18 protein-coding genes are annotated in these 22,028 nt (G+C 68.2%); 5 read left to right on the top strand and 13 right to left on the bottom strand.

What is annotated here, in order from left to right; all coding sequences use genetic code 11:
• Window positions 1-29: 29 nt before the first annotated feature.
• The 4 genes from qcrB to ctaE form a co-directional block, all read right to left on the bottom strand.
• Window positions 30-1,667 (bottom strand): cytochrome bc1 complex cytochrome b subunit, encoded by a 1,638-nt coding sequence (qcrB, locus tag QF035_RS37410; protein ID WP_307525346.1) that lies wholly within the window; start codon window positions 1,665-1,667, stop codon window positions 30-32.
• Window positions 1,664-2,731: a cytochrome bc1 complex Rieske iron-sulfur subunit gene (gene qcrA / locus QF035_RS37405; RefSeq protein ID WP_307525344.1), complete on the bottom strand. Its 1,068-nt coding sequence runs from the start codon at window positions 2,729-2,731 to the stop codon at window positions 1,664-1,666. Before qcrA ends, qcrB begins: the two co-directional genes overlap by 4 nt.
• Window positions 2,728-3,537 (bottom strand): cytochrome bc1 complex diheme cytochrome c subunit, encoded by an 810-nt coding sequence (qcrC, locus tag QF035_RS37400; RefSeq protein ID WP_307525342.1) that lies wholly within the window; start codon window positions 3,535-3,537, stop codon window positions 2,728-2,730. Before qcrC ends, qcrA begins: the two co-directional genes overlap by 4 nt.
• Window positions 3,538-3,602: 65 nt before the next feature.
• A complete protein-coding gene (gene ctaE, locus QF035_RS37395; RefSeq protein WP_307525341.1) occupies window positions 3,603-4,223 on the bottom strand; it encodes an aa3-type cytochrome oxidase subunit III in 621 nt (206 codons plus the stop codon).
• Between the two features lie 188 nt (window positions 4,224-4,411).
• Between ctaE and QF035_RS37390 the strand changes: the two genes are divergently transcribed.
• Window positions 4,412-4,813: a hypothetical protein gene (locus QF035_RS37390; RefSeq protein WP_055615512.1), complete on the top strand. Its 402-nt coding sequence runs from the start codon at window positions 4,412-4,414 to the stop codon at window positions 4,811-4,813.
• Between the two features lie 106 nt (window positions 4,814-4,919).
• Here the strand turns inward: QF035_RS37390 and QF035_RS37385 are convergent, their stop codons facing one another.
• From QF035_RS37385 to ctaC, 4 genes are all read right to left on the bottom strand, one after another.
• Complete coding sequence (locus tag QF035_RS37385; RefSeq protein WP_307525339.1) at window positions 4,920-6,167, bottom strand: L,D-transpeptidase; 1,248 nt, start codon at window positions 6,165-6,167, stop codon at window positions 4,920-4,922.
• A gap of 129 nt (window positions 6,168-6,296) precedes the next feature.
• On the bottom strand, window positions 6,297-6,695 hold the full coding sequence (locus QF035_RS37380) for a cytochrome c oxidase subunit 4 (RefSeq protein ID WP_307525337.1): 399 nt from the start codon (window positions 6,693-6,695) through the stop codon (window positions 6,297-6,299).
• Window positions 6,692-8,428 (bottom strand): aa3-type cytochrome oxidase subunit I, encoded by a 1,737-nt coding sequence (gene ctaD / locus QF035_RS37375; RefSeq protein WP_307525335.1) that lies wholly within the window; start codon window positions 8,426-8,428, stop codon window positions 6,692-6,694. The genes QF035_RS37380 and ctaD overlap by 4 nt, the downstream gene beginning before the upstream one ends.
• A complete protein-coding gene (gene ctaC / locus QF035_RS37370) occupies window positions 8,425-9,417 on the bottom strand; it encodes an aa3-type cytochrome oxidase subunit II (protein WP_373466795.1) in 993 nt (330 codons plus the stop codon). Before ctaC ends, ctaD begins: the two co-directional genes overlap by 4 nt.
• 426 nt (window positions 9,418-9,843) lie before the next feature.
• On the opposite strand from ctaC, the gene QF035_RS37365 reads away from it, so the two are divergent.
• Complete coding sequence (locus QF035_RS37365) at window positions 9,844-11,229, top strand: cysteine desulfurase/sulfurtransferase TusA family protein (RefSeq protein WP_307525331.1); 1,386 nt, start codon at window positions 9,844-9,846, stop codon at window positions 11,227-11,229.
• Between the two features lie 139 nt (window positions 11,230-11,368).
• On the opposite strand, the gene QF035_RS37360 is transcribed toward QF035_RS37365, so the two are convergent.
• Complete coding sequence (locus tag QF035_RS37360) at window positions 11,369-12,343, bottom strand: carbohydrate kinase family protein (RefSeq protein ID WP_307525329.1); 975 nt, start codon at window positions 12,341-12,343, stop codon at window positions 11,369-11,371.
• Between the two features lie 133 nt (window positions 12,344-12,476).
• Here QF035_RS37360 and QF035_RS37355 point away from each other — a divergent pair, with 133 nt between their 5' ends.
• Window positions 12,477-12,686 carry a hypothetical protein gene (locus tag QF035_RS37355; protein WP_307525327.1) on the top strand — a complete coding sequence of 70 codons (210 nt, stop codon included), beginning with the start codon at window positions 12,477-12,479 and terminating at the stop codon, window positions 12,684-12,686.
• A gap of 333 nt (window positions 12,687-13,019) precedes the next feature.
• Entirely contained in the window at window positions 13,020-14,585 is a 1,566-nt protein-coding gene (locus tag QF035_RS37350) for a hypothetical protein (protein ID WP_307525325.1), read from the top strand.
• Window positions 14,586-14,695: 110 nt separating this feature from the next.
• Here QF035_RS37350 and QF035_RS37345 read toward each other — a convergent pair whose 3' ends face one another.
• Window positions 14,696-15,052 carry a HesB/IscA family protein gene (locus QF035_RS37345; RefSeq protein ID WP_055617203.1) on the bottom strand — a complete coding sequence of 119 codons (357 nt, stop codon included), beginning with the start codon at window positions 15,050-15,052 and terminating at the stop codon, window positions 14,696-14,698.
• A gap of 342 nt (window positions 15,053-15,394) precedes the next feature.
• Here QF035_RS37345 and nadA point away from each other — a divergent pair, with 342 nt between their 5' ends.
• Complete coding sequence (gene nadA, locus QF035_RS37340) at window positions 15,395-16,588, top strand: quinolinate synthase NadA (protein WP_307525323.1); 1,194 nt, start codon at window positions 15,395-15,397, stop codon at window positions 16,586-16,588.
• A gap of 78 nt (window positions 16,589-16,666) precedes the next feature.
• On the opposite strand, the gene QF035_RS37335 is transcribed toward nadA, so the two are convergent.
• From QF035_RS37335 to QF035_RS37325, 3 genes are all read right to left on the bottom strand, one after another.
• On the bottom strand, window positions 16,667-19,765 hold the full coding sequence (locus QF035_RS37335; protein WP_307525320.1) for an efflux RND transporter permease subunit: 3,099 nt from the start codon (window positions 19,763-19,765) through the stop codon (window positions 16,667-16,669).
• 164 nt (window positions 19,766-19,929) lie between these two features.
• Window positions 19,930-20,613, bottom strand: coding sequence for a response regulator transcription factor (locus QF035_RS37330; RefSeq protein ID WP_189838320.1), 684 nt, complete (start codon window positions 20,611-20,613; stop codon window positions 19,930-19,932).
• The gene (locus QF035_RS37325; RefSeq protein ID WP_307525317.1) at window positions 20,610-21,908 is read right to left on the bottom strand and encodes a sensor histidine kinase; all 1,299 of its coding nucleotides are present in this window, start codon (window positions 21,906-21,908) and stop codon (window positions 20,610-20,612) included. The genes QF035_RS37330 and QF035_RS37325 overlap by 4 nt, the downstream gene beginning before the upstream one ends.
• Window positions 21,909-22,028 lie beyond the last annotated feature (120 nt).

The raw sequence follows: 22,028 nt of genomic DNA, 5'->3' as shown, positions 1-22,028 counted from the left end.
GGCTCCTGCCGTGGCGAACAGGTCGAAGATCAGTGGTGGCCGTGGCCGCTCGTGATCTCCTTGTACTCCTCGGCGGTGGGCTTCGGGATCTGGTTGTCCTCGCCGAAGTACGCGTTGCTGAGCTTGGCGCGCAGCTTCTGCGGGCCCTTCACCTTGCGCTCGACACCGTTCTCGTCGACCGCCGGGCCGATCGCGGCCGGCTCGTACTGCTCGTGCGCCGTGAGGGTGTGCAGAGCCTCCTGGCTGAGGGGCTCGTGGACCTCGATGAACTCACCGTGCGGCAGGCGCTTGATGATGCCCGACTCGCGGCCGTGCAGCACCTTGTCCTTGTCGCGGCGCTGGAGGCCGAGACAGATCCGCTTGGTGACGACGAACGCGACGACCGGTCCGACGAAGAACCCGACCCGGACGAACCAGGTGACCGAGTTGATCGACAGATGGAAGTGGGTCGCGACGATGTCGTTGCCACCGCCGATCAGCATGATCATGTACGCGGTCACCCAGGCGACACCGAAGGCCGTACGGGTCGGCGCGTTGCGCGGCCGGTCCAGGATGTGGTGCTCGCTCTTGTCCCCGGTGATCCAGGACTCGATGAACGGGTAGAGCGCCAGGATGCCGAGGAAGAGACCGAAGAGCACCAGTGGGATGAACACACCCAGGACGAGCGTGTGACCCCAGAGGTTGATCTCCCAGCCTGGCATCGCGCGGATCAGACCCTCGGCGAAGCCCATGTACCAGTCCGGCTGGGCGCCCGTGGACACCTGGTCGGGCCGGTACGGTCCCAGCACCCAGATCGGGTTGATGGACGCGACCGCGGACAGCATCGCGATGAAACCGAAGACCAGGAAGAAGAAGCCCCCGGCCTTGGCCATGTAGACCGGCAGCAGCGGCATGCCGACGACGTTCTTGTTGGTCTTTCCGGGACCCGCGAACTGCGTGTGCTTGTGGTAGAAGACCAGGATCAGGTGGCCGACCACGAGCCCCAGCATGATGCCGGGCAGCAGCAGGATGTGGATCGAGTAGAACCGCGAGACGAAGTCGCCGCCCGGGAACTCCCCGCCGAACAGGAACATCGAGATGTACGTTCCGACGATCGGCGTGGCGAGGATCGCGCCCTGGGTGAAGCGGACGCCGGTGCCGGAGAGCAGGTCGTCCGGGAGCGAGTAGCCGGTGAACCCGGTGAACATGCCGAGGACGAACAGCAGGAAGCCGAACATCCAGTTGATCTCACGCGGCTTGCGGAACGCGCCGGTGAAGAACACGCGCATCATGTGCACGAACATGCCGGCCAGGAAGACGATGGCCGCCCAGTGGTGGATCTGCCGGATGAGCAGACCGCCGCGGACGTCGAAGCTGATGTCCAGCGTGGAGGCGAAGGCCTCCGACATCAGCTGCCCCTGCAGCGGAACGTAGCTTCCGTGGTACTCGATCTCGTTCATCGAGGGGTGGAAGAACAGCGTCAGATACACACCCGTGAGGATGATGATGATGAAGCTGTAGAGGCAGATCTCGCCCAGCATGAAGGACCAGTGGTCCGGGAAGATCTTGCGCATGTTGGCCTTGGCCAGGGAGTAGATCCCCAGCCGGCCGTCGGCCCAGTCGGCGATCTTCTCGCCGGCCGGCGCCTTCTCGCGCGAGCGCGAGTCGGAAGTGGTCGTAGTGCTCATCCGCGCTCCCAGAATGCAGGACCGACGGGCTCGTCGAAGTCGCCGAGCGCCTCGAGGTACCCCTCGTCGTTCACACCGATCTGCAGCTGCGGCAGGGCGTGACCGGCCGGGCCGAAGATAACTCGGGCACCGTCGGCGAGGTCGAAGGTGGACTGGTGGCACGGGCAGAGGACGTGGTGGGTCTGCTGCTCGTACAGGGAGATCGGGCAACCGACATGGGTGCAGATCTTCGAGTACGCCACGATGCCCTCGTGGGACCACTCGAGCTCACGCTTGTCCTTGATGTCGTCCGGCTGCAGCCGGACGATCATCAGGGCCGCCTTGGCGATCTCGGTCTGGAAGTCGTGGTCGTGCTCCTCCAGGCCCTCGGGCTTGGCGAAGGTGAGCGAGCCCACGGCGACGTCGGAGGGACGCAGCGGCTCGTTCGTGTTCATGTTGACGAGCTGCAGTCCCTTGCGCCACAAGGTGTGCCGCAGCTTGTCCTCCGGCAGCGGACCGAGGTCGCGCAGCAGGACGATGCCGGACAGCGGGAACAGCGTCAGCGCGCCGAACATCGTGTTGCGGATCAGCTTGCGGCGGCCGAGCGCGGACTCCTTGGCGCCCTGCTTGAAGTCGGCCAGCACCTTGGCCTTGACCTCGGGCTCCGCCGCGATGGCGTGGCGCTCGTCGGTCATCTCCTCGTCGGACATCAGGGTGCGGGCCCAGTGGACCGCGCCCGCGCCGATGCAGAACAGCGCCAGACCGAGCGTCATGCCCAGGGCGAAGTTCAGTCCGCTGATGTGACCGAGCGGGAAGATGTAGACGATCTTGTCGGCGGGAATCGTCACGAACGACGCGATGAAGCCGACCGTGGCCAGCATCGACAGCGTGAACAGGAAGGCGACCGTGCGCTCGGAGCGCTTGGCGGCCCGCTCGTCGATGTCCTGGATCCGGTGCTCGTGCGGCGGCAGACCGGGGTCCGCGAACGGGTGTTTCTCGTCCGCGACACTCACGGCGCCGTGCGCGTGCTCGTCGTCGGCCCGCTCGGCGGGCAGGTTCTCTTCTGGGGTCTCTTGGCTACTCATGACTTCTTGGCCTTTGCGGTCCGGGCGGCGACCCACACGGCGACGGCGATCAGACCGCCGAGACCGAAGATCCAGCCGAAGAGGCCTTCACTGACCGGCCCGAGGCCGCCCAGCTCCAGACCACCGGGGCTCTCCGAGTCGTTGCTGTTGACCGCGTCGAGGTACGCGATGATGTCCTGCTTGTTCTTCTCCGTCAGCGTGGTGTCGGGGAAGGACGGCATGTTCTGCGGGCCTGTCTGCATGGCCTCGTAGATGTGCTTCGGGTCGACATCCTCCAGCGTCGGGGCGTACTTGCCGTTCGTCAGCGCGCCGCCCTTGCCGGTGAAGTTGTGGCACTGGGCGCAGTTGGTACGGAAGAGCTCACCGCCCTTGGCGATGTCCGCGCCCTCGGGGTTGTACTGCGCCTCGGTGGGCACCGTCGGACCGGCACCCAGCGAGGCGACGAACGCCGCGAGCTGGTCGATCTCGGCCTGCGAGTAGATGACCTTCTTCTTCGGTACCTGCGCGCCGGGCTGCTGGGCCGGCATGCGGCCGGTGCCGACCTGGAAGTCGACGGCCGCGGCGCCCACACCGACGAGACTCGGACCGTCAGTGGTGCCCTGACCGCCGGTGCCGTGGCAGCTGGCGCAGCCGACGGCGTAGAGCTTCTTGCCCTCGTCGATTGCTAGGGACTGGGCGGTTGTACCGGCCTGCGCCTCGTCCGCGGGCGCGAACGCGGTATACAGCCCCCCGGTGCATGCCAGCGCGAGGAGTAGGACGACGAGCGCCGCCAGCGGATGGCGTCGTCGTGCGGAGAGCTTTTTCACGGATTACCCCGGTGTCAGGATCTTCTGCGTCGATGCTTCTGGAATGTGCTCGGGAACGGGCCCGGCTACTTGATCATGTAGATCGTGGCGAAGAGGCCGATCCAGACGACATCGACGAAGTGCCAGTAGTAGGACACGACGATGGCGGCGGTCGCCTGCTCGTGCGTGAACCTGCGGGCGGCGTAGGTGCGCCCGAGGACAAGCAGGAAGGCGATGAGACCACCCGTCACGTGCAGGCCGTGGAAGCCGGTGGTCAGGTAGAACACCGAGCCGTACGGGTCGGAGGAGAGCGAGAGGCCCGCTTCCTTGACCAGTTCGGTGTACTCGAGGACCTGACCGCCGATGAAGATCGCACCCATGATGAAGGTGACGATGAACCACATCCGGAGCTTCTTCACGTCCCCGCGCTCAGCGGCGAACACGCCGAGCTGGCAGGTGAGGGAGGAGAGCACCAGGATCGTGGTGTTCGTGGCCGAGAACGGGAAGTTGAGATGTTCCGCCATCTCCTTCCAGTGAGTCGGCCCGGTCACCGATCGCAGGGTGAAGTACATCGCGAAGAGGGCCGCGAAGAACATCAGCTCGGAACTCAGCCAGATGATGGTTCCGACGCTGGTGAGGTTCGGCCGATTGACCGACGGGTGCGCGTGCCCGGTTTCTACTGTCGTTGCTGTCGCCACGACCGACATTATGTCGGTCGCTTATCTCGCCCTCACTCCCGGGGGTGCCGTTCGGAGTGTCTGTGGGTCGTGTCCAGCCCATATGGCCCATCGAAGCCCTGTCCGAACCGCTGTTGACCATGTGTTCAAGGGGGTAGCATCCGCGCATCGGACCCTGTCCGTATCTGTCTCTACGACGCTGACGTCCCGGAGGAAGAATGCAGCCGACCGCAACGGTGCTGGTCTACAGCGACGACTCCAACACCCGTGAGCAGGTGCGGCTCGCCACCGGCCGGAGGCCGGCCACGGACGTGCCTCAGGTCGAGTTCATCGAGTGCGCGACGCCCGCCGCCGTCATCAAGGAGCTGGACCGCGGTGGCATCGATGTCTGCGTGCTCGACGGCGAGGCCGTTCCCGCGGGCGGGATGGGGATCTGCCGGCAGATCAAGGACGAGATCTTCAACTGTCCGCCGGTGTTGTTGCTGATCGGGCGGCCTCAGGATGCGTGGCTGGCCACGTGGAGCCGGGCCGACGCCGCGGTGACCTTGCCGGTGGAGCCGGTGGAGTTTGCCTCTGCCCTGGCGGGGTTGCTTCGCAGTAAGCGGGCCCTGAGCGCCTAGTCGCCGCGGAATTGGTGTGATCTCGCGACTGCGGGCCGTGTGTGGCTGGTCGCGCAGTTCCCCGCGCCCCTTCGGGGCCCGTGGCCCCTCAGCCAGTCGAAATAGCTCACACGGACTCCGGGCGTAGCCTCAGGCGGGCTCCCGGGCCGGGGCCCTCCGGGGTGTCGGCCACCAGGGCGCTGCCCGTGCGCCATTTCTTCCAGGTGAGGTTCCAGTCGCCGAAGCCGTTGCCGAACGGGGCCATCATGTCGCCGGACGAGTTGACGACCTGGACGATGTCGCCGGCGCGGATGTTCTCGTAGAACCACTGGGCGTTGGCGGTACTCATGCCGGTGCAGCCGTGGCTGACGTTGGCGTAGCCCTGGGAACCCGTGGACCAGGGGGCGGCGTGAACGTACTCGCCGCTGTTGGTGAGCCTGACCGAGTTGTGGACGATCAGGTCGTAGAAGTCGGAGGAACCGATGCTGGCGCTGGTCATGCGAACGGTACCTTCCTTGCCCAGTACGACCTTGACGCCGTTGCGGGTGTCATAGCCCGGTTTGCCGGTGGTGACGGGGATCGACTTGATCGCCTCGCCGTTCCTGTAGACCGTCATGGAGTGCGCCGAGGCGTCCGTGACGGCCTCCACGCGGTCGCCCGTGGTCAGGGTCAGGGGCTTGGCCCTGCCGCCCCAGAGGCGCTCGGCGACCTTGATCCCGGACAGGTTGCTGTGGGCGCTGATGGTGGCCTGGGTGGGCCAGTACTCCTTGGGGCGGTAGTGCAGTTTCCTGTCGTCCACCCAGTGCCAGGCGCCGTCCACGGCGGGCCGGGAGTCGACCTTCAGTGAGCGCTCCACGACGGCGCGGGCGGCCTTGTCCTTGACCGGGAGGCTGAGCTCGGCGGTGACGGGCTGGCCGACGCCGTACGTGCCCTTGTCGGGCCCGAACTTCACGTCCAGCCGCTTCTTCGTGGTGGGCGTTCCGGTGTCGAAGTCGACAACCTTGCGGCCGGGAGCGCCGTCCTCGTCCTCGGTGCTCACGCGGAGCCTGTAGTGGACGCCGGCGGCCAGCGGGGAGGTGCTGTGCCAGCGGCTCCCGTCGGCTGAGAGTTCGCCCGCCACATACCGTCCTGTGGCGTCCGTGGCGGTCACGTCGGTGATGCGGCCGTCGGAGTCCTCCGCGGTGATCTCCAGGGGCTTGTCCGGGTCGGCCTTCTTGCCGTCGTCCACGGGGATGTTGAAGGAGATGTCCTCTGCGGCGTCGTACGGCTTGGCCGAGAGCGGGTGGCCGTCGGAGCCGCAGGCCGTGACCCCGGCGCCGAGGGCGACTATGAGTGCCGTGCTGACGGCTGTGCGGTATCGCGGTGTGTGGCTCATGACCTCACGCTAGGAAGCGGGGCCGGACCCGGCGCGTCGAGTGGGCCGTGCGAGGGATGAGCGGTGTGGCAAACGAGGGAAGCCCGGACCTCCTGACGGAGTGTCCGGGCTTCCTGTGCTCTGCGCGTGTTACTGGTTCTGGCTTTCTCCGCGGTAGTACTCGAAGACCCAGCCCCACAGGCCGATCATGATGATCGGGGCCGAGAAGTAGAGCAGCCACCAGCCGAAGATCACGCCCATGAAGGCGAGCGCGCCACCGATACCGAGGGAGAGCGGCTGCCAGCTGTGCGGGCTGAAGAAACCGACCTCACCGGCGTCGTCGGCGACGTCGGCCTCCTTGTTGTCCTGGGCGCCCACGTCGACACGCCGGGCCGTGAAGGCCAGGTAGTAGCCGATCATGATGCACAGGCCGAAGCCCAGGAAGAGCGCCGTGGTGCCGGCGGGCTCCTTGGACCACACGCCGTAGACGATGGCCATGGCCAGCACGAAGACGGCCAGCCAGATGAACATCTTGCCTTGGACCTTCACTTGCCGGCCTCCTTGCCACCAGCGAGGGCCTTCTCACCGTGACCGGCGTTCTCGAGCTGGTCGAGAGCGGCGATCTCCGGGTGGTGCAGGTCGAAGGCGGGGGATTCGGAACGGATCCGCGGCAGCGTGAGGAAGTTGTGCCGCGGCGGCGGGCAGGACGTGGCCCACTCCAGCGAACGGCCGTAACCCCACGGGTCGTCGACCTCGACCTTCTTGCCGTACTTGGCGGTCTTCCACACGTTGTAGAAGAACGGCAGGATCGACAGACCGAGCACGAACGAGCTGATCGTCGAGATCGTGTTCAGGGCGGTGAAGCCGTCGGCCGCGAGATAGTCCGCGTAACGACGGGGCATGCCCTCGGCACCCAGCCAGTGCTGGACGAGGAAGGTGCCGTGGAAGCCGATGAACAGCGTCCAGAAGGTGATCTTGCCGAGGCGTTCGTCGAGCATCTTGCCGGTGAACTTCGGCCACCAGAAGTGGAAGCCGGAGAACATCGCGAACACGACCGTGCCGAACACCACGTAGTGGAAGTGCGCCACCACGAAGTAGCTGTCGGAGACGTGGAAGTCCATCGGCGGCGAGGCCAGGATGACACCGGTCAGACCACCGAAGGTGAACGTGATCAGGAAGCCCGTCGCCCACAGCATCGGGGTCTCGAAGGACAACGATCCCTTCCACATCGTGCCGATCCAGTTGAAGAACTTCACACCCGTTGGCACGGCGATGAGGAACGTCATGAAGGAGAAGAACGGCAGCAGCACACCGCCGGTGACGTACATGTGGTGGGCCCACACCGTCACCGACAGGCCGGCGATGGCGATGGTCGCGCCGATCAATCCCATGTAGCCGAACATCGGCTTGCGGGAGAAGACCGGGATGACCTCACTGATGATGCCGAAGAACGGCAGCGCGATGATGTACACCTCTGGATGCCCGAAGAACCAGAACAGGTGCTGCCACAACAGGGCACCGCCGTTGGCGGCATCGAAGATGTGTGCGCCGAATTTCCGATCCGCCTCCAGCGCGAACAGCGCGGCGGCCAGGACGGGGAAGGCGAGCAGCACGAGGACCGCGGTGAGCAGCACGTTCCACACGAAGATCGGCATGCGGAACATGGTCATGCCCGGCGCGCGCATGCAGATGATGGTGGTGATGAAGTTGACCGCGCCCAGGATGGTGCCGAAGCCGGAGAACGCCAGACCCATGATCCACATGTCGGCGCCGATGCCCGGCGAGCGGACCGCGTCGGAGAGCGGGCTGTAGGCGAACCAGCCGAAGTCGGCCGCCCCCTGCGGGGTGAGGAACCCGCCGACCGCGATCAGCGAGCCGAACAGGTACAGCCAGTAGGCGAACATGTTCAGACGGGGGAACGCCACGTCGGGCGCGCCGATCTGCAGCGGCATGATCCAGTTGGTGAAACCGGCGAACAGCGGCGTCGCGAACATCAGCAGCATGATCGTGCCGTGCATCGTGAACGCCTGGTTGAACTGCTCGTTCGACATGATCTGCGTGCCGGGACGGGCCAGTTCGGCGCGCATGAACAGCGCCATCACGCCGCCGATGCAGAAGAACGCGAACGAGGTGACCAGGTACAACGTACCGATCGTCTTGTGGTCAGTGGTGGTGAGCCACTTGATCACAACGTTGCCGGGCTGCTTGCGCCGTACCGGTAGCTCGTTCTCGTACGAGTCTTCGGCCGCGGCGGCACCCTGAGGTTCATTGAGGATGCTCACAGGTTGTTCGTCTCCCGGTTCTTCTCGTGGTCCGTCTGCTCGATACCGGCCGGGACGTAACCGGTCTGACCCTTCTCGGCGAGCTCCTTGAGGTGGGCCTCGTAGCGCTCGGGAGAGACGACCTTCACGTTGAACAGCATCCGGGAGTGGTCGACACCGCAGAGCTCGGCGCACTTGCCCATGAAGGTGCCCTCCTTGTTGGGAGTCACCTGGAAGGAGTTGGTGTGGCCCGGGATGACGTCCTGCTTCATGAGGAACGGCACCACCCAGAAGGAGTGGATGACGTCACGCGAAGTGAGGATGAAGCGGACCGTCTTGCCCTTGGGGAGCCAGAGGGTCGGACCGGGGTTGCCGTTCTGCGGGTTCTTCGTGGCAGGCGTGCCGACGTCGTAGACGCCGCCGGCGTTCGCCGGGAACTGCTCCTTGAACCTGTTCGGAATCGCATCGAGGTTCTTGTCGGTCGCCGCGTCACCGGTCGAGCCGTCGACGTTCTCGATGTAGTTGAAGCCCCAGCTCCACTGGAAGCCGACGACGTTGACCGTCACGTCGGGCTTCTTGTCGAGGCTGAGGAGCTTCGTCTCGTCGCGGGCCGTGAAGTAGAAGAGCACCGAGACGATGATGAGCGGGACCACCGTGTACAGCGCCTCGATGGGCATGTTGTACCGGGTCTGCGGAGGAACTTCGACCTTGGTGCGGCTGCGCCGGTGGAAGAACGCACTCCACAGGATCAGGCCCCAGACCAGCACGCCCGTGACGAGCGCTGCAGCCCACGAGCCCTGCCACAGGGAGAGGATCCGCGGAGCCTCTTCCGTGGTCGGGGTGGGCATACCAAGACGGGGAAAGTCCTTGTATGTGCAACCGGTGGCGGTCGCCAGGACCAGGCCCGCAGTCAGTGCCTGCAGCAGCTTCCGCCGCATCGGGCGCCGCGGCATGGGGGTACCGCCCGCGCCCCCTGGGGCGTGGGGGAGGTCGGAGCCGTAGGGACTCACGTAGCGCCTTCCCGAGAGTCTCGCCCGCGCTGTTGGCTGCGGCCTTCTCGCTGGTCGGTCGCCGCCCTGCGTCGGGCAGGGGTTTGGATGTTTATGCGGACCAAACCCTACTGGACGCTTTTTGGGGTCGCGCGGGGAGGGTCCCCAACGCGCCGCGGCTCACCCCGAAGGGGTGGAATGCGGGGCTCCGGGCCGTATGTGACGGCCCGTCGCGGGGCGGCTGTGAGCTCGGGGGGTCCGGTTTGTCGGCGGGTGCGGGCCGTATGTGGTTGCTCGCGCAGTTCCCCGCGCCCCTGAAAGCGGGGCTGCGCCCCAGGCTTTTGCCTTTAGGGGCGCGGGGAACTGCGCGACCAGCCCCCACCCCACCCGCACCCGACGATCAAGCCCAACGCACCCGTCCCCCACCACACCGCATAGCGTGAGGTCGTGTCCTACTTCGACGCCGCATCCTCCGCCCCCCTCCACCCCGTGGCCCGCCAGGCCCTGCAGGCCTCCCTGGACGAGGGCTGGGCCGACCCGGCCCGCCTCTACCGCGAGGGCAGGCGCGCCCGGCTCCTCCTGGACGCCGCCCGCGAGGCCGCCGCCGAGGCGATCGGCTGCCGCCCGGACGAGCTGGTGTTCACCACCTCAGGCACACGGGCGGTCCACACCGGAATCGCCGGCACGCTCGCGGGACGCCACCGCGTAGGACGCCACCTGATCGTGTCCGCGGTCGAACATTCTTCGGTTCTCCATTCGGCCGAGATGCACCGGACCCAGGGCGGCACGGTGTCCGAAGTGCCCGTTCTGCGCACGGGTGCGGTCTCCCCCGACACGTACACCGAGGCCCTGCGCCCCGACACCGCGCTCGCCTGCCTCCAGTCCGCCAACCACGAGGTGGGTACGGAGCAGCCGGTGGTCGCCGTCGCCGACGCGTGCCGCGCGGCGGGCGTACCCCTTCTGGTGGACGCGGCGCAGTCGCTGGCCTGGGGGCGGGTCGAGGGCGGCTGGTCACTGCTGACGGGCAGCGCCCACAAGTGGGGCGGCCCCGCCGGGGTCGGGCTGCTCGTCGTGCGCAAGGGGGTGCGGTACGCCCCTCAAGGCCCGGCCGACGAACGGGAGTCGGGGCGCGCTCCCGGCTTCGAGAACATCCCCGGGATCGTCGCCGCGGCGGCCTCACTGCGGGCCGTACGCGCGGAGGCGGCCGCCGAGTCGGCCCGGCTGCGGGAGCTGACGGACCGGATCCGCGCGCGGGTGCCGGAGCTGGTCCCGGACGTGGAGGTGGTGGGCGACCCGGTGCGCCGGCTCCCCCACCTCCTCACCTTCTCCTGTCTCTATGTCGACGGAGAGACACTGCTGCACGAGCTGGACCGCGAGGGTTTCTCGGTCTCGTCCGGATCGTCCTGTACGAGCAGCACGCTGACGCCGAGCCATGTCCTGAAGGCCATGGGCGTACTGAGCGAGGGCAACGTCCGGGTGTCCCTCACCCTCGGCACCCCGGCACAGGACGTGGACCGCTTCCTGGACGTCCTGCCCGGCACGGTCGCGGCGGTCCGCGAGAAACTGGGCGCCCCGACGAGCGCCCCCGCGGTGACCGTCCAGGACGGCTCCCTCGTCGTGGACACCCTCGGCAAGCGCTGCCCGATCCCGGTGATCGAACTCGCCAAGGTGATCACCGGCGTCCCCATCGGCGGCACGGTCCGCGTCCTCTCCGACGACGAGGCCGCCCGTCTCGACATCCCGGCCTGGTGCGAGATGCGAAACCAGGAGTACGTAGGAGAGGAACCGACAGAGGGCGGAACGGCATACGTGGTCCGCCGCAAGGCGCCGTAGTCGTCTCAGGTGCGCGGGGTCGTATCCATTGCGGCTCCCGCGCACCGGTGTCTTCAGGGGCGCGGGGAACTGCGCGACCAGCCCCCACGCACCCGCAGACACAAACGAACAGCCGCGCCCCACCCAAAGGGCACCGGCACTAAGCCAGGTGCCCTTGGACCTCCGCCGCCGCGTCATGCCCGTACGCCTTCGTGAACCGGTCCAGGAAGTGCGACCGCCGCAACTGGTACTCCTGCGTGCCCTTGGTCTCGATGACGAGCGTCGCGAGCATGCACCCGACCTGCGCGGCCCGCTCGTGCGAGACCCCCCAGGCCAGCCCCGACAGGAAGCCCGCACGGAAGGCGTCGCCGACCCCCGTCGGGTCGACCTTCGCCGTCTCCTCCGGGACACCGACCTCGACCGGGTCGCCACCGACGCTCTCGATCCGCACGCCGCGCGCCCCGAGGGTCGTCACCCGGTGGCCGACCCTGGAGAGGATCTCGGCGTCGCTCCAGCCGGTCTTGGACTCGATGAGCCCCTTCTCGTACTCGTTCGAGAAGAGGTACGTCGCACCGTCGAGCAGCAGCCGGATCTCGTCGCCGTTCATCCGCGCGATCTGCTGGGAGAAGTCGGCGGCGAAGGGGATCGAGCGGGTCCGGCACTCCTCGGTGTGCCGGAGCATGCCCTCGGGGTCGTCCGCGCCGATCAGGACCAGGTCGAGTCCGCCCACGCGGTCGGCGACCGCCTTGAGCTCGATGAGGCGGGCCTCGCTCATGGCGCCGGTGTAGAAGGAGCCGATCTGGTTGTGGTCGGCGTCCGTGGTGCAGACGAAGCGCGCGGTGTGCAGCACCTCGGAGATCCGTACGGACGCGGTGTCGACGCCGTGCCGGTCCAGCCAGGCGCGGTACTCGTCGAAGTCGGAGCCCGCCGCCCCGACCAGGATCGGCGAGGTGCCGAGCTGGCCCATGCCGAAGGCGATGTTCGCACCCACGCCGCCCCGGCGTACGTCGAGATTGTCGACCAGGAAGGAGAGGGAGACCGTGTGCAGCTGATCCGCGACCAGCTGGTCGGCGAAGCGGCCGGGAAAGGTCATGAGGTGGTCTGTGGCGATGGAGCCCGAGACTGCGATACGCACGGCTAGGACACGCTCCTGCGAGGAGGGAGATTGACATCTAACGCTATCGGGTCCGCGCCGCGGCTTCGAAGCAGGCAAAACTACCCAATAGTAGGGCTTTTTTCGTAGGGCATGCGGTGCATACGGTTCCGCTATGACGAACCTCAAGATCCATGGCGATGCTCCGCTCGATCTCGACGGCGGTCTGGCCGAGCTGCGGGGTGACTGTGCCCGCATGGTCCCGCACTGGTCGGCTCCCGCCAGGATCGCGGCGCTTCCGGTGTCGCCGTCACTCATCCATGGCGTGACGGTGCCGTCGGCTTCCGCCCGGATGCTGGATGCGATGTCGGACTACGGCGACTAGTCGCTCCGCGGGGAGGGCCGGATTGAAGCTGCGGGCCCGCTGTGGCTGGTCGCGCAGTTCCCCGCGCCCCTAAAGGACGTAGGGCACCCCTCGCCCCTGAAAGGCGTGGGGAACCGGCCGCCCCTGAAGGCGTAGGGCACTGCCCGCCGCCAAGAAGCAGTATGGCGCCGCGCGCTCAAAAAGGTGAGCGGCGCCAATTAGGGAACCGTGCGCTCCCCCGTCGCGTCCCATCGCTGTCCCCCGTAAAGGGGAGGCAGGATACGACCCTGCTGTGTCCTGACCCGGTCAGGGGCGGGTCTCGTGGGACAGCGGTGCGGCAGAAGGAGCGATGCGGTGGACAGCGAGCGACCCGACAACGACGCGGCCGAGGCCGCCGACGAGGACAAGCCACGCAGGCGGCATTCGCCGGTGGTCGTCGCCTCGGTCGCGGCCGCGGTGCTGCTCGCCGGGGGCGGCGGGGCGTACTTCGCCACGACCGCGTCCGGCGGCGGCGGAAGCAAGGACAGCTCCGGTACTCCGGGCGACGACGGCACACCGCCACCGCTGGCCCTGGACGGCTACACCGAGGGCGGCGCGAAGGGCACGGACGGTACGAACGGCATCGCGCCCGGCGAGCCCGACCCGAACGGTGCGACCTACCGTGCCGAGGGCGAACTCCCCGACGGCCCCTCCTCCGCGGCGGTCCACCGTGCGAAGGGCGAGGTCACCGCGGCCGAGGTGGCGAAGCTGGCCAAGGCCCTGGGCGTGGAGGGCACTCCGAAGGCGGAGGGCGACGCCTGGCTGGTCGGCGCCACGAAGGACGGTTCCGGGCCGGGCCTGCGGGTGAACAAGAAAGCACCCGGCACCTGGACGTTCAACCGCTTCGTGCCCGGCACCGACAACTGCAAGAGCACCACGGTCTGCGCGAGCGGGACCACCAAGGGCACCGAGACCGACGCCAAGGGTGCCGAGACCGACCCGGTGGGCGTGGGCGCCGCGAAGAAGGCCGCCGCCCCCGTTCTCAAGGCGGTCGGCCAGGACGACGCGAAGCTCGACGCGAGCCAGCTCATGGACGCCGTACGCGTGGTGAACGCGGATCCGAAGGTGGGCGGGCTGCCGACGTACGGCTGGTCGACCGGCCTCCAGATCGGCCCGGACGGCCAAGTGGTCGGCGGCAGCGGCCAGTTGAAGACCCCGGTGAAGAGCGACACGTACCCCGTCATCAGTGCCGAGAAGACGCTCGCCCTGCTGAACGGTTCCGGGAGGGGCGGCGACCGCGTGGGGATCGGCGGGTGCGCGAGTCCCGTACCGCTGAAGGACAAGGACGAGAAACCCTGCGAAGCGTCGACCGTGGCGCCGAAGCCCGAGACGGTCGTCGTCGAGGACGCCGTGTTCGGTCTGGCCACGCACTTCGTGGACGGTCGGCAGGCACTGGTGCCGTCCTGGCTCTTCGAGGTACGGCCCTCGGGGGCGGGCGCCGGCTTCACGGTCACGCATCCCGCCGTCGACCCGCGCTATCTGACCTCTGCGCAGCCTCCGAGCGGCACCCCGAGCGACGACCCGACGGTGGCTCCGAGCCCGCGGACCAGCGAGCCGGGCGGCGGGACGACGGAGGCGCCGAAGACCGAGACCCGGGATGTCCGGGTCGAGGGCTACAGCGCGGACGGCAAGGAACTGACCGTGCGCTTCACGGGCGGAGTGTGCAGTGACTACAAGGCCTCGGCGCAGGAGTCCGGCGGCAAGGTGACGGTCAGGGTGACCGAGACGCTGAAGACGGACAAGGTCTGCATCCTGATCGCCAAGGTCTTCCACGAGAAGGTCGAGCTCAAGCAGTCGCTCGCGGAGCGGAAAGTCGTCGACACGGACGGCAAGGCGGTCCCGCTGGAGAAGGACCTGCCGAACCCGACCGGGACGAGGTAGCCGGGCACACCGGTACGCGAAAGGCGGCGCCCTGTTGGAGGGGGCGCCGCCTTTCGGTGTCGTCCGGGACGACGGACCCGGCCGTCATCCGTCAAACGCAAGCAGCAGGCTTAGCTGAAGGAGTCGCCGCAGGCGCAGGAACCCGTCGCGTTCGGGTTGTCGATCGTGAAGCCCTGCTTCTCGATGGTGTCCACGAAGTCGATGGAGGCGCCGCCCAGGTACGGAGCGCTCATGCGGTCGGTGACGACCTTCACGCTGCCGAACTCCTTGACGACGTCGCCGTCGAGGGAGCGCTCGTCGAAGAAGAGCTGGTACCGCAGGCCGGAGCAGCCGCCGGGCTGAACGGCGACACGCAGCGCCAGGTCGTCGCGGCCTTCCTGCTCCAGCAGGCCCTGGACCTTGGCCGCGGCGGCGTCCGACAGGAGGATGCCGTCGCTCACGGTGGTGGTCTCGTCCGATACGGACATCTGCTTCTCTCCCGGGTTGTACGGAGACTGCTTGCCGACGGTTGCAACCGGCGGAGCCGCGGATTCATTCCGCGCCGAGCGTTAAGTCTTTGGCTTCTCTCTTCATGCTCGCACACCCACCCGGAAGCGGAAAACGGCCTGTGGACAACCACCGCCCCCACCTCGCCGAACACGCCACGACCACCCCGTCGACCACCCCACGGGATTCACGTCACATGGACGCTATGGGCATCGTCAAAGTGACGTGAAGCGGTTATGATAGATAGCGTCATTTCGACGAAAAGGCTTGTTCTGCTTGATCGTCCCAGCCGGTCGATCCAAGCGGGCCGCAGAACAGAAAGGGTGCGTGTCGTGACCACCGCCCAGACCCAGGAGCTCGACGTACAGCCGACGCCCCTCGCCCTGCTGCTCCTCGGCCGTGAGGCCGACCCGAGGAGCGAGCGCGGCGTCGAATGTCCCGGTGACCTGCCCTCGCCGTCCGACCCGGACCTGGTCGAGCGCGCCCGCGCGGCCAAGGAGAAGCTCGGGAGCAAGGTCTTCGTCCTCGGCCACCACTACCAGCGCGACGAGGTCATCCAGTTCGCGGATGTCACGGGGGACTCCTTCAAGCTGGCCCGGGACGCGGCCGCGCGCCCCGAGGCCGAGTACATCGTGTTCTGCGGTGTGCACTTCATGGCCGAGTCGGCGGACATCCTGACCTCCGACGACCAGAAGGTCGTCCTGCCCGACCTGGCCGCCGGCTGCTCGATGGCCGACATGGCCACCGCCGAGCAGGTCGCCGAGTGCTGGGACGTGCTGACCGACGCCGGGATAGCCGAGCAGGTCGTGCCCGTCTCGTACATGAACTCCTCCGCGGACATCAAGGCGTTCACCGGCAAGCACGGGGGCACGATCTGCACGTCGTCCAACGCCCAGCGGGCCCTGGAGTGGGCCTTCGAACAGGGTGAGAAGGTCCTCTTCCTGCCCGACCAGCACCTGGGGCGGAACACCGCAGTCCGGGACATGGGCATGACGCTGGAGGACTGCGTCCTCTACAACCCGCACAAGCCGAACGGCGGGCTCACCGCCGAGCAGCTCCGCGACGCCAAGATGATCCTGTGGCGGGGCCACTGCTCGGTGCACGGCCGTTTCTCCGTCGACTCGGTCAACGACGTGCGCGCCCGGATCCCCGGTGTGAACGTCCTGGTGCACCCCGAGTGCAAGCACGAGGTCGTCGAGGCGGCCGACTACGTGGGTTCCACGGAGTACATCATCAAGGCCCTGGAGGCGGCTCCGGCCGGTTCCAAGTGGGCGATCGGCACGGAGCTGAATCTCGTACGGCGGCTGGCGAACCGTTTCGCGAGCGAGGACAAGGAGGTCGTCTTCCTCGACAAGACGGTCTGCTTCTGCTCGACCATGAACCGCATCGACCTCCCCCACCTGGTCTGGACCCTGGAGTCCCTGGCCCAGGGCAACCTCGTCAACCGCATCGAGGTGGACCGGGAGACCGAGCAGTTCGCGAAACTGGCGCTTGAACGGATGCTGGCGCTGCCGTAGGGCACGCCTCAAGGCAAAAAGATTGCGCAGTTCCCCGCGCCCCTGAAAAGGGGCGCGGGGAACTGCGCAATCGGTGACCTACACCCCCACTGCCTCCCGCTCGGCGGCAACCTCCCGCTTCGCCGCCTTCTTCTTCGCGCGGCGCTCCTTGCGGAGTTCGACCATCGCGTAGAGCGTCGGCACCAGGAGCAGCGTCAGCAGCGTCGACGTGATCAGGCCGCCGATCACCACCACCGCGAGCGGCTGGGCGATGAAGCCGCCCTCGCCGGTGATGCCGAGCGCCATGGGCAGCAGCGCGAAGATGGTCGCCAGGGCCGTCATGAGGATCGGGCGGAGCCGGTGCCGGCCGCCTTCCACCACGGCCTCGACAACCCCGTACCCCTGCTTGCGGTACTGGTTGATCAGGTCGATCAGCACGATCGCGTTGGTGACGACGATGCCGATGAGCATCAGCATGCCGATCATCGACGGCACACCCATCGGCGTACCGGTGATGACCAGCAGACCGATCGCACCCGTCGCCGCGAACGGGATCGAGACGAGCAGGATCAGCGGCTGGATCAGCGACCGGAAGGTCGCGACCAGCAGCATGAAGACGATCGCGATCGCCGCGAGCATCGCGAGGCCGAGGGACGCGAACGCGTCGTCCTGGTCCTCGGACACACCGCCGATGGCGGCCGTGGCACCGGCCGGCAGCTTCAGCTTGTCGAGCTTGGCCGTGAGGTCGGCGCTGACCGCGCCCGTGTTGTCACCGGTCGGCTTCGCCGAGATGGTGGCGGCGCGCTGACCGTCGATACGGGTCATCGAGACCGGCCCGTCGACCAGCTTCACCGTCGCGATGTCACCGAGCTTCACGGACCCGAGGCTGAGGCTCCTCAGCTCGGACAGCGTCTCGGCCGGCTTCGCCGACCTGATGACGACGTCGCGCTCGGTGTCGTCCAGGATCGCCTTGCCGCTGTCGGTGCCGCGCACCGCCTGGGCGACGGCCGCACCGAGGGTCGTGTCGTTGAACCCGGCCGCGGCGGCCTTGTCGTTGGCCTTGACCGAGATCCGCGGCACGGACTGGGCGAGGTCGCTGGTGACGTCGGTGACGTCGTCGAGCCCGGCGACAGCGTCCCGGACCTCCTCCGCGGCCTCGCGCAGTACGGCGGCGTCGGCCGACTTCACCACGACGCTGAGGTCCTGGCTGCCGAAGCCGTCACCGGCCGCGACCGTCGTCGTACCGATCCCGGAGAGCTTGCCGAGCCCCTCCTCGATACCGTCCTGGACATCGTCGAAGGAGGCCGAGTCGGCGACCTTGACGGTGTAGGAGGCCTGGTTGGTGTCCGTGCCCCCGCCGAACGCGGCCATGAAGCCGGAGGAGCCGACCGTGACCTGGTAGTCCTCGACGCCCTTGACGCCGTCGAGCATCTTCTCGACCTTCTTGGCCTCGGCGTCGGTCGCCGCCAGGCTGGTGCCCGGCTTCAACTCCTGCTTGACCGTGATGACTTCCTGCTCGCCCTGGTCGAAGAAGTTCGTCTTCAGCAGGGGCGCCATACCGAACGTACCGACGAGGACCACCACCGCGATCGCCACGCTGGTGAGGCGGCGCCGGGTCGCGAAACGCAGCACGGGCACGTAGAAGCGCTGGAGGCGGCTGCGCGCCTCCTTCTCCTCGGCCTTGCGGCGCGCTTCCTCCGGATCGATGCCCCGCACGTCCTTGGGGGCGCGCAGGAACCAGTACGAGAGCACCGGTACGACCGTCAGCGAGACGATCAGCGAGGCCAGCAGGGCCGCCGTGACGGTCAGGGAGAACGAGCCGAAGAGCTCGCCGACCATGCCGCCGGTCAGACCGATGGGCAGGAACACCGCGACCGTGGTGAGCGTCGAGGAGGTGACCGCGCCCGCGACCTCGCGTACGGCCTTGAGGATCGCCTCCTGGCGCTCCTCGCCGTAGCCGAGGTGCCGCTTGATGTTCTCAAGGACCACGATCGAGTCGTCGACGACCCGGCCGATGGCGATGGTCAGGGCGCCCAGCGTGAGGATGTTGAGCGATTCGCTGCGGGTCCACAGCACGATCAGCGCGAGGACGACCGACAGCGGGATGGAGACCGCGGTGACCAGCGTCGAGCGGATCGACGCCAGGAAGACCAGGATGACCAGGACCGCGAAGAGCAGACCGAGGGCGCCCTCGGTGGTCAGGCCCTTGATGGACTTGGAGACGGCCGGGCCCTGGTCGCTGACGACGGTCAGCGTGGCGCCGGAGCCGAGGTCCTTGCGCAGGCCGGACAGCTTGTCCTGGACCGCGTCGGAGACCGCGACCGCACTGCCGTCGTGGTCCATGGTGACGGAGACGGCCAGGCTGGGCTTGCCGTCGGTGCGGGTGATGGAGTCCGCCGTGGCGGGCTCCTCCTCGACGGTGGCGATGTCACCGAGGCGTACGGGCTTCTTGCCGCCCTCGCCGGTGACCATCAGGTCCTGGATCTGCTTGAGCGAGGTGAAGCCGCCGCCGACCTGGACCGTGCGGTTGCTGCCGCCCTCGTCGAAGGAACCGGCCGGGAGGGTCGCGCCGCCCGCCTGAAGGGCCTGGCCGAGCGCGGCCGTGGTCAGGCCGGCCTTCGCCAGCTTCGCGTCGTCGGGCGTGACCGCGACCTGAAGGTCCTGTACGCCGTCGACGGTGACCTGGCCGACGCCGTCGATGTCCTTCAGCGCGGGGACGACCGTGCGGTCGAGCTGGTCCGAGAGGGCCTGCTGGTCCTTGTCGGAGGTGACCGCGAGGACCACCGTCGGGATGTCGTCGGTGGAACCGGCGACGACCTGCGGGTCCACGTCGTCCGGGAGCTGTACACGGGCGCGGTTCACGGCCTGCTGGACGTCGGCGACGATCCGGGCGGAGTCGTTGCCGTAGTCGAAGGAGGCCATGATCAGGGCGTTGCCCTCGCTGGCCGTGGAGGTGACGCCGGAGATCCCGTCGACCGCTTCGAGGTTGTCCTCGATGGGCTCGACGACCTGCTTCTCGACCACGTCGGGGGACGCGCCCTGGTACGGCGCGATCACCGACACCATGGGCAGTTCGATGGTGGGCAGCAGCTGCTGCTTGAGCTGCGGGATGGCTATCGCCCCGAAGGCCAGGGCGATGATCGACATGAGCCCGATGAGGGCACGTTGGGCGAGGCTGAAGCGGGACAGCCAGGACATGGGTGGCGGGTCTCTCTTCTGTGGCTTGAGTCTTTGGAGCGGCAGAATGGGCTCATGTGAGCGTCCGCCTATCACTCTGAGCCATGGGTGAGGCCCTACCCTCGCCCCCAAGTCCCGTTTCCTTATGCCGCGCATACCGCGACCGCAGTATGTGCGGGTGGAGCTCACTCCACCCTTGGGCGTACCAGTCCGGACTCGTACGCGATGACCACCAGCTGTGCCCGGTCGCGGGCTCCCAGCTTGGCCATGGCCCGGTTGACGTGCGTCTTCACCGTGAGCGGGCTGACCGTGAGGCGCTCGGCGATCTCGTCGTTGGAGTGCCCGCCGGCGACCTGGACGAGGACCTCGCGCTCGCGGACGGTCAGCGCTTCGAGGCGTTCGGCGCGGCCGGGGTCCCGGTCGTCGTCATCACCGTCGCCCTGGGCGAGGAACTTCGCGATCAGTCCCTTGGTGGCTGCCGGTGACAGCAGCGCCTCGCCGCCGGCCGCGATCCGGATCGCGTTGAGCAGTTCGTCGGGCTCGGATCCCTTGCCGAGGAACCCGGAGGCTCCGGCGCGCAGCGACTGCACCACGTACTCGTCGACCTCGAAGGTCGTCAGCATCACGACGCGTACGTGGGCGAGGCCCGGGTCGGCGCTGATGAGCCGGGTCGCGGCGAGACCATCCGTGCCGGGCATGCGGATGTCCATGAGCACGACGTCGGCCCGCTCGTCACGGGCCAGCCGCACGGCCTCCGCCCCGTCCGAGGCCTCTCCCACGACCTCCATGTCGGGCTCGGAGTCGACCAGCACGCGGAACGCGCTGCGCAGCAGTGCCTGGTCGTCGGCGAGCAGGACGCGGATGGTCATGCGGGGTCCCCCGTGGGTGCCGTGGTCGGTGCCGCCGGTCTGGCTGCCGCTGCGGGTGCGGGTGCCGCCGCGGTGGACGCGGTGCTTCCGGTGCGGCTCTTGACCGGCAGGATCGCATGGACCCGGAAGCCGCCTCCGTATCGGGGTCCGGCGGTGCAGACGCCGTTCAGCGCGGTGACCCGCTCGCGCATGCCGAGCAGTCCGTGGCCGCTGTTCTCCTCAAGACGGGCCTCGGCGTCGTCGCCCGGCCCGTTGTCGAGGACGGTGATCTCCACGTTCGGTCCCACGCGTACGACGCTGACCTCGGCCTTCGCCTCGGGGCCCGCGTGCTTCTGCACATTGGTGAGGGCTTCCTGGATGACGCGGTACGCGGCCAGGTCGACGGCGGCGGGGAGGGTCGTGCCGTGGTCGGTGCGGGCCACCTCCACAGGCAGGCCCGCGTTGCGGAAGGTGCCGACGAGTTCTTCGAGGCGGTGCAGGCCCGGGGCCGGTTCGGTGGGGGCCTCGGGGTCGCCGGACTGTCTCAGCAGGCCGACCGTGGCGCGGAGTTCGTTGAGCGCGGAGCGGCTGGCCTCGCGGACATGGGCGAGGGCTTCCTTGGCCTGGTCGGGGCGCTTGTCCATGACGTGCGCGGCCACTCCGGCCTGCACGTTGACGAGGGCGATGTGGTGGGCGACGACGTCGTGCAGGTCGCGGGCGATGCGGAGGCGTTCCTCGGCGACGCGGCGTCTCGCCTCCTCCTCGCGGGTGCGTTCCGCACGCTCGGCGCGCTCTCTTATGGCGTGCACGAAGGCGCGGCGGCTGCGGACCGCGTCGCCCGCGGCTGCGGCCATGCCGGTCCAGGCGAAGATGCCGAGGTTCTCCTGCGCGTACCAGGGCAGGGGGCCGGCGAGCATGGCGATGCCGGTCAGGACCGTCATCGTGAGGAGGCCCACGCGCCAGGTGGTGGGGCGGTCGGTCGCCGACGCCACCGTGTAGAGGGCGACGACGGCGGACATCACCACGGGGGCCCTGGGGTCGCCCGTCACGAACTCCACGGCCGACAGGGCGCTCGTCGCGGCGAGGACCCTCAGGGGGTGGCCCCGGCGGAAGACCAGGGCCGTCGCGGCCAGCAGCATGAGGGTGAGGCTGAGGGCGTCGGGGGTGCGGGTGCCCCAGTCCGGGCCGCCGTGTCTTCCGTTCGGCTCCGCGAACGAGCCGACGACCATGCAGGCGAGGACTGCTGCCGCGAGGGCGCCGTCCACCACCAGCGGGTATGCCCGCAGACGGTTCCGGGCGCGCTCGAGTGTGCTCACGGTTGTTTACGGTACGGGGCCCTTGCGGGGGGCGGAACTGGTGCCACCGGTAATCGGGCCGGGGCCCACATTTTTCGCCCCCGCCGCCCCTACCCATTCCCGTCCCCCGGGGCTCCGCCC

The sequence above is a fragment of the Streptomyces umbrinus genome (genome assembly GCF_030817415.1).
Lineage (GTDB): Bacteria > Actinomycetota > Actinomycetes > Streptomycetales > Streptomycetaceae > Streptomyces > Streptomyces umbrinus_A.
This window is presented reverse-complemented; position numbering and strand designations above follow the sequence as displayed.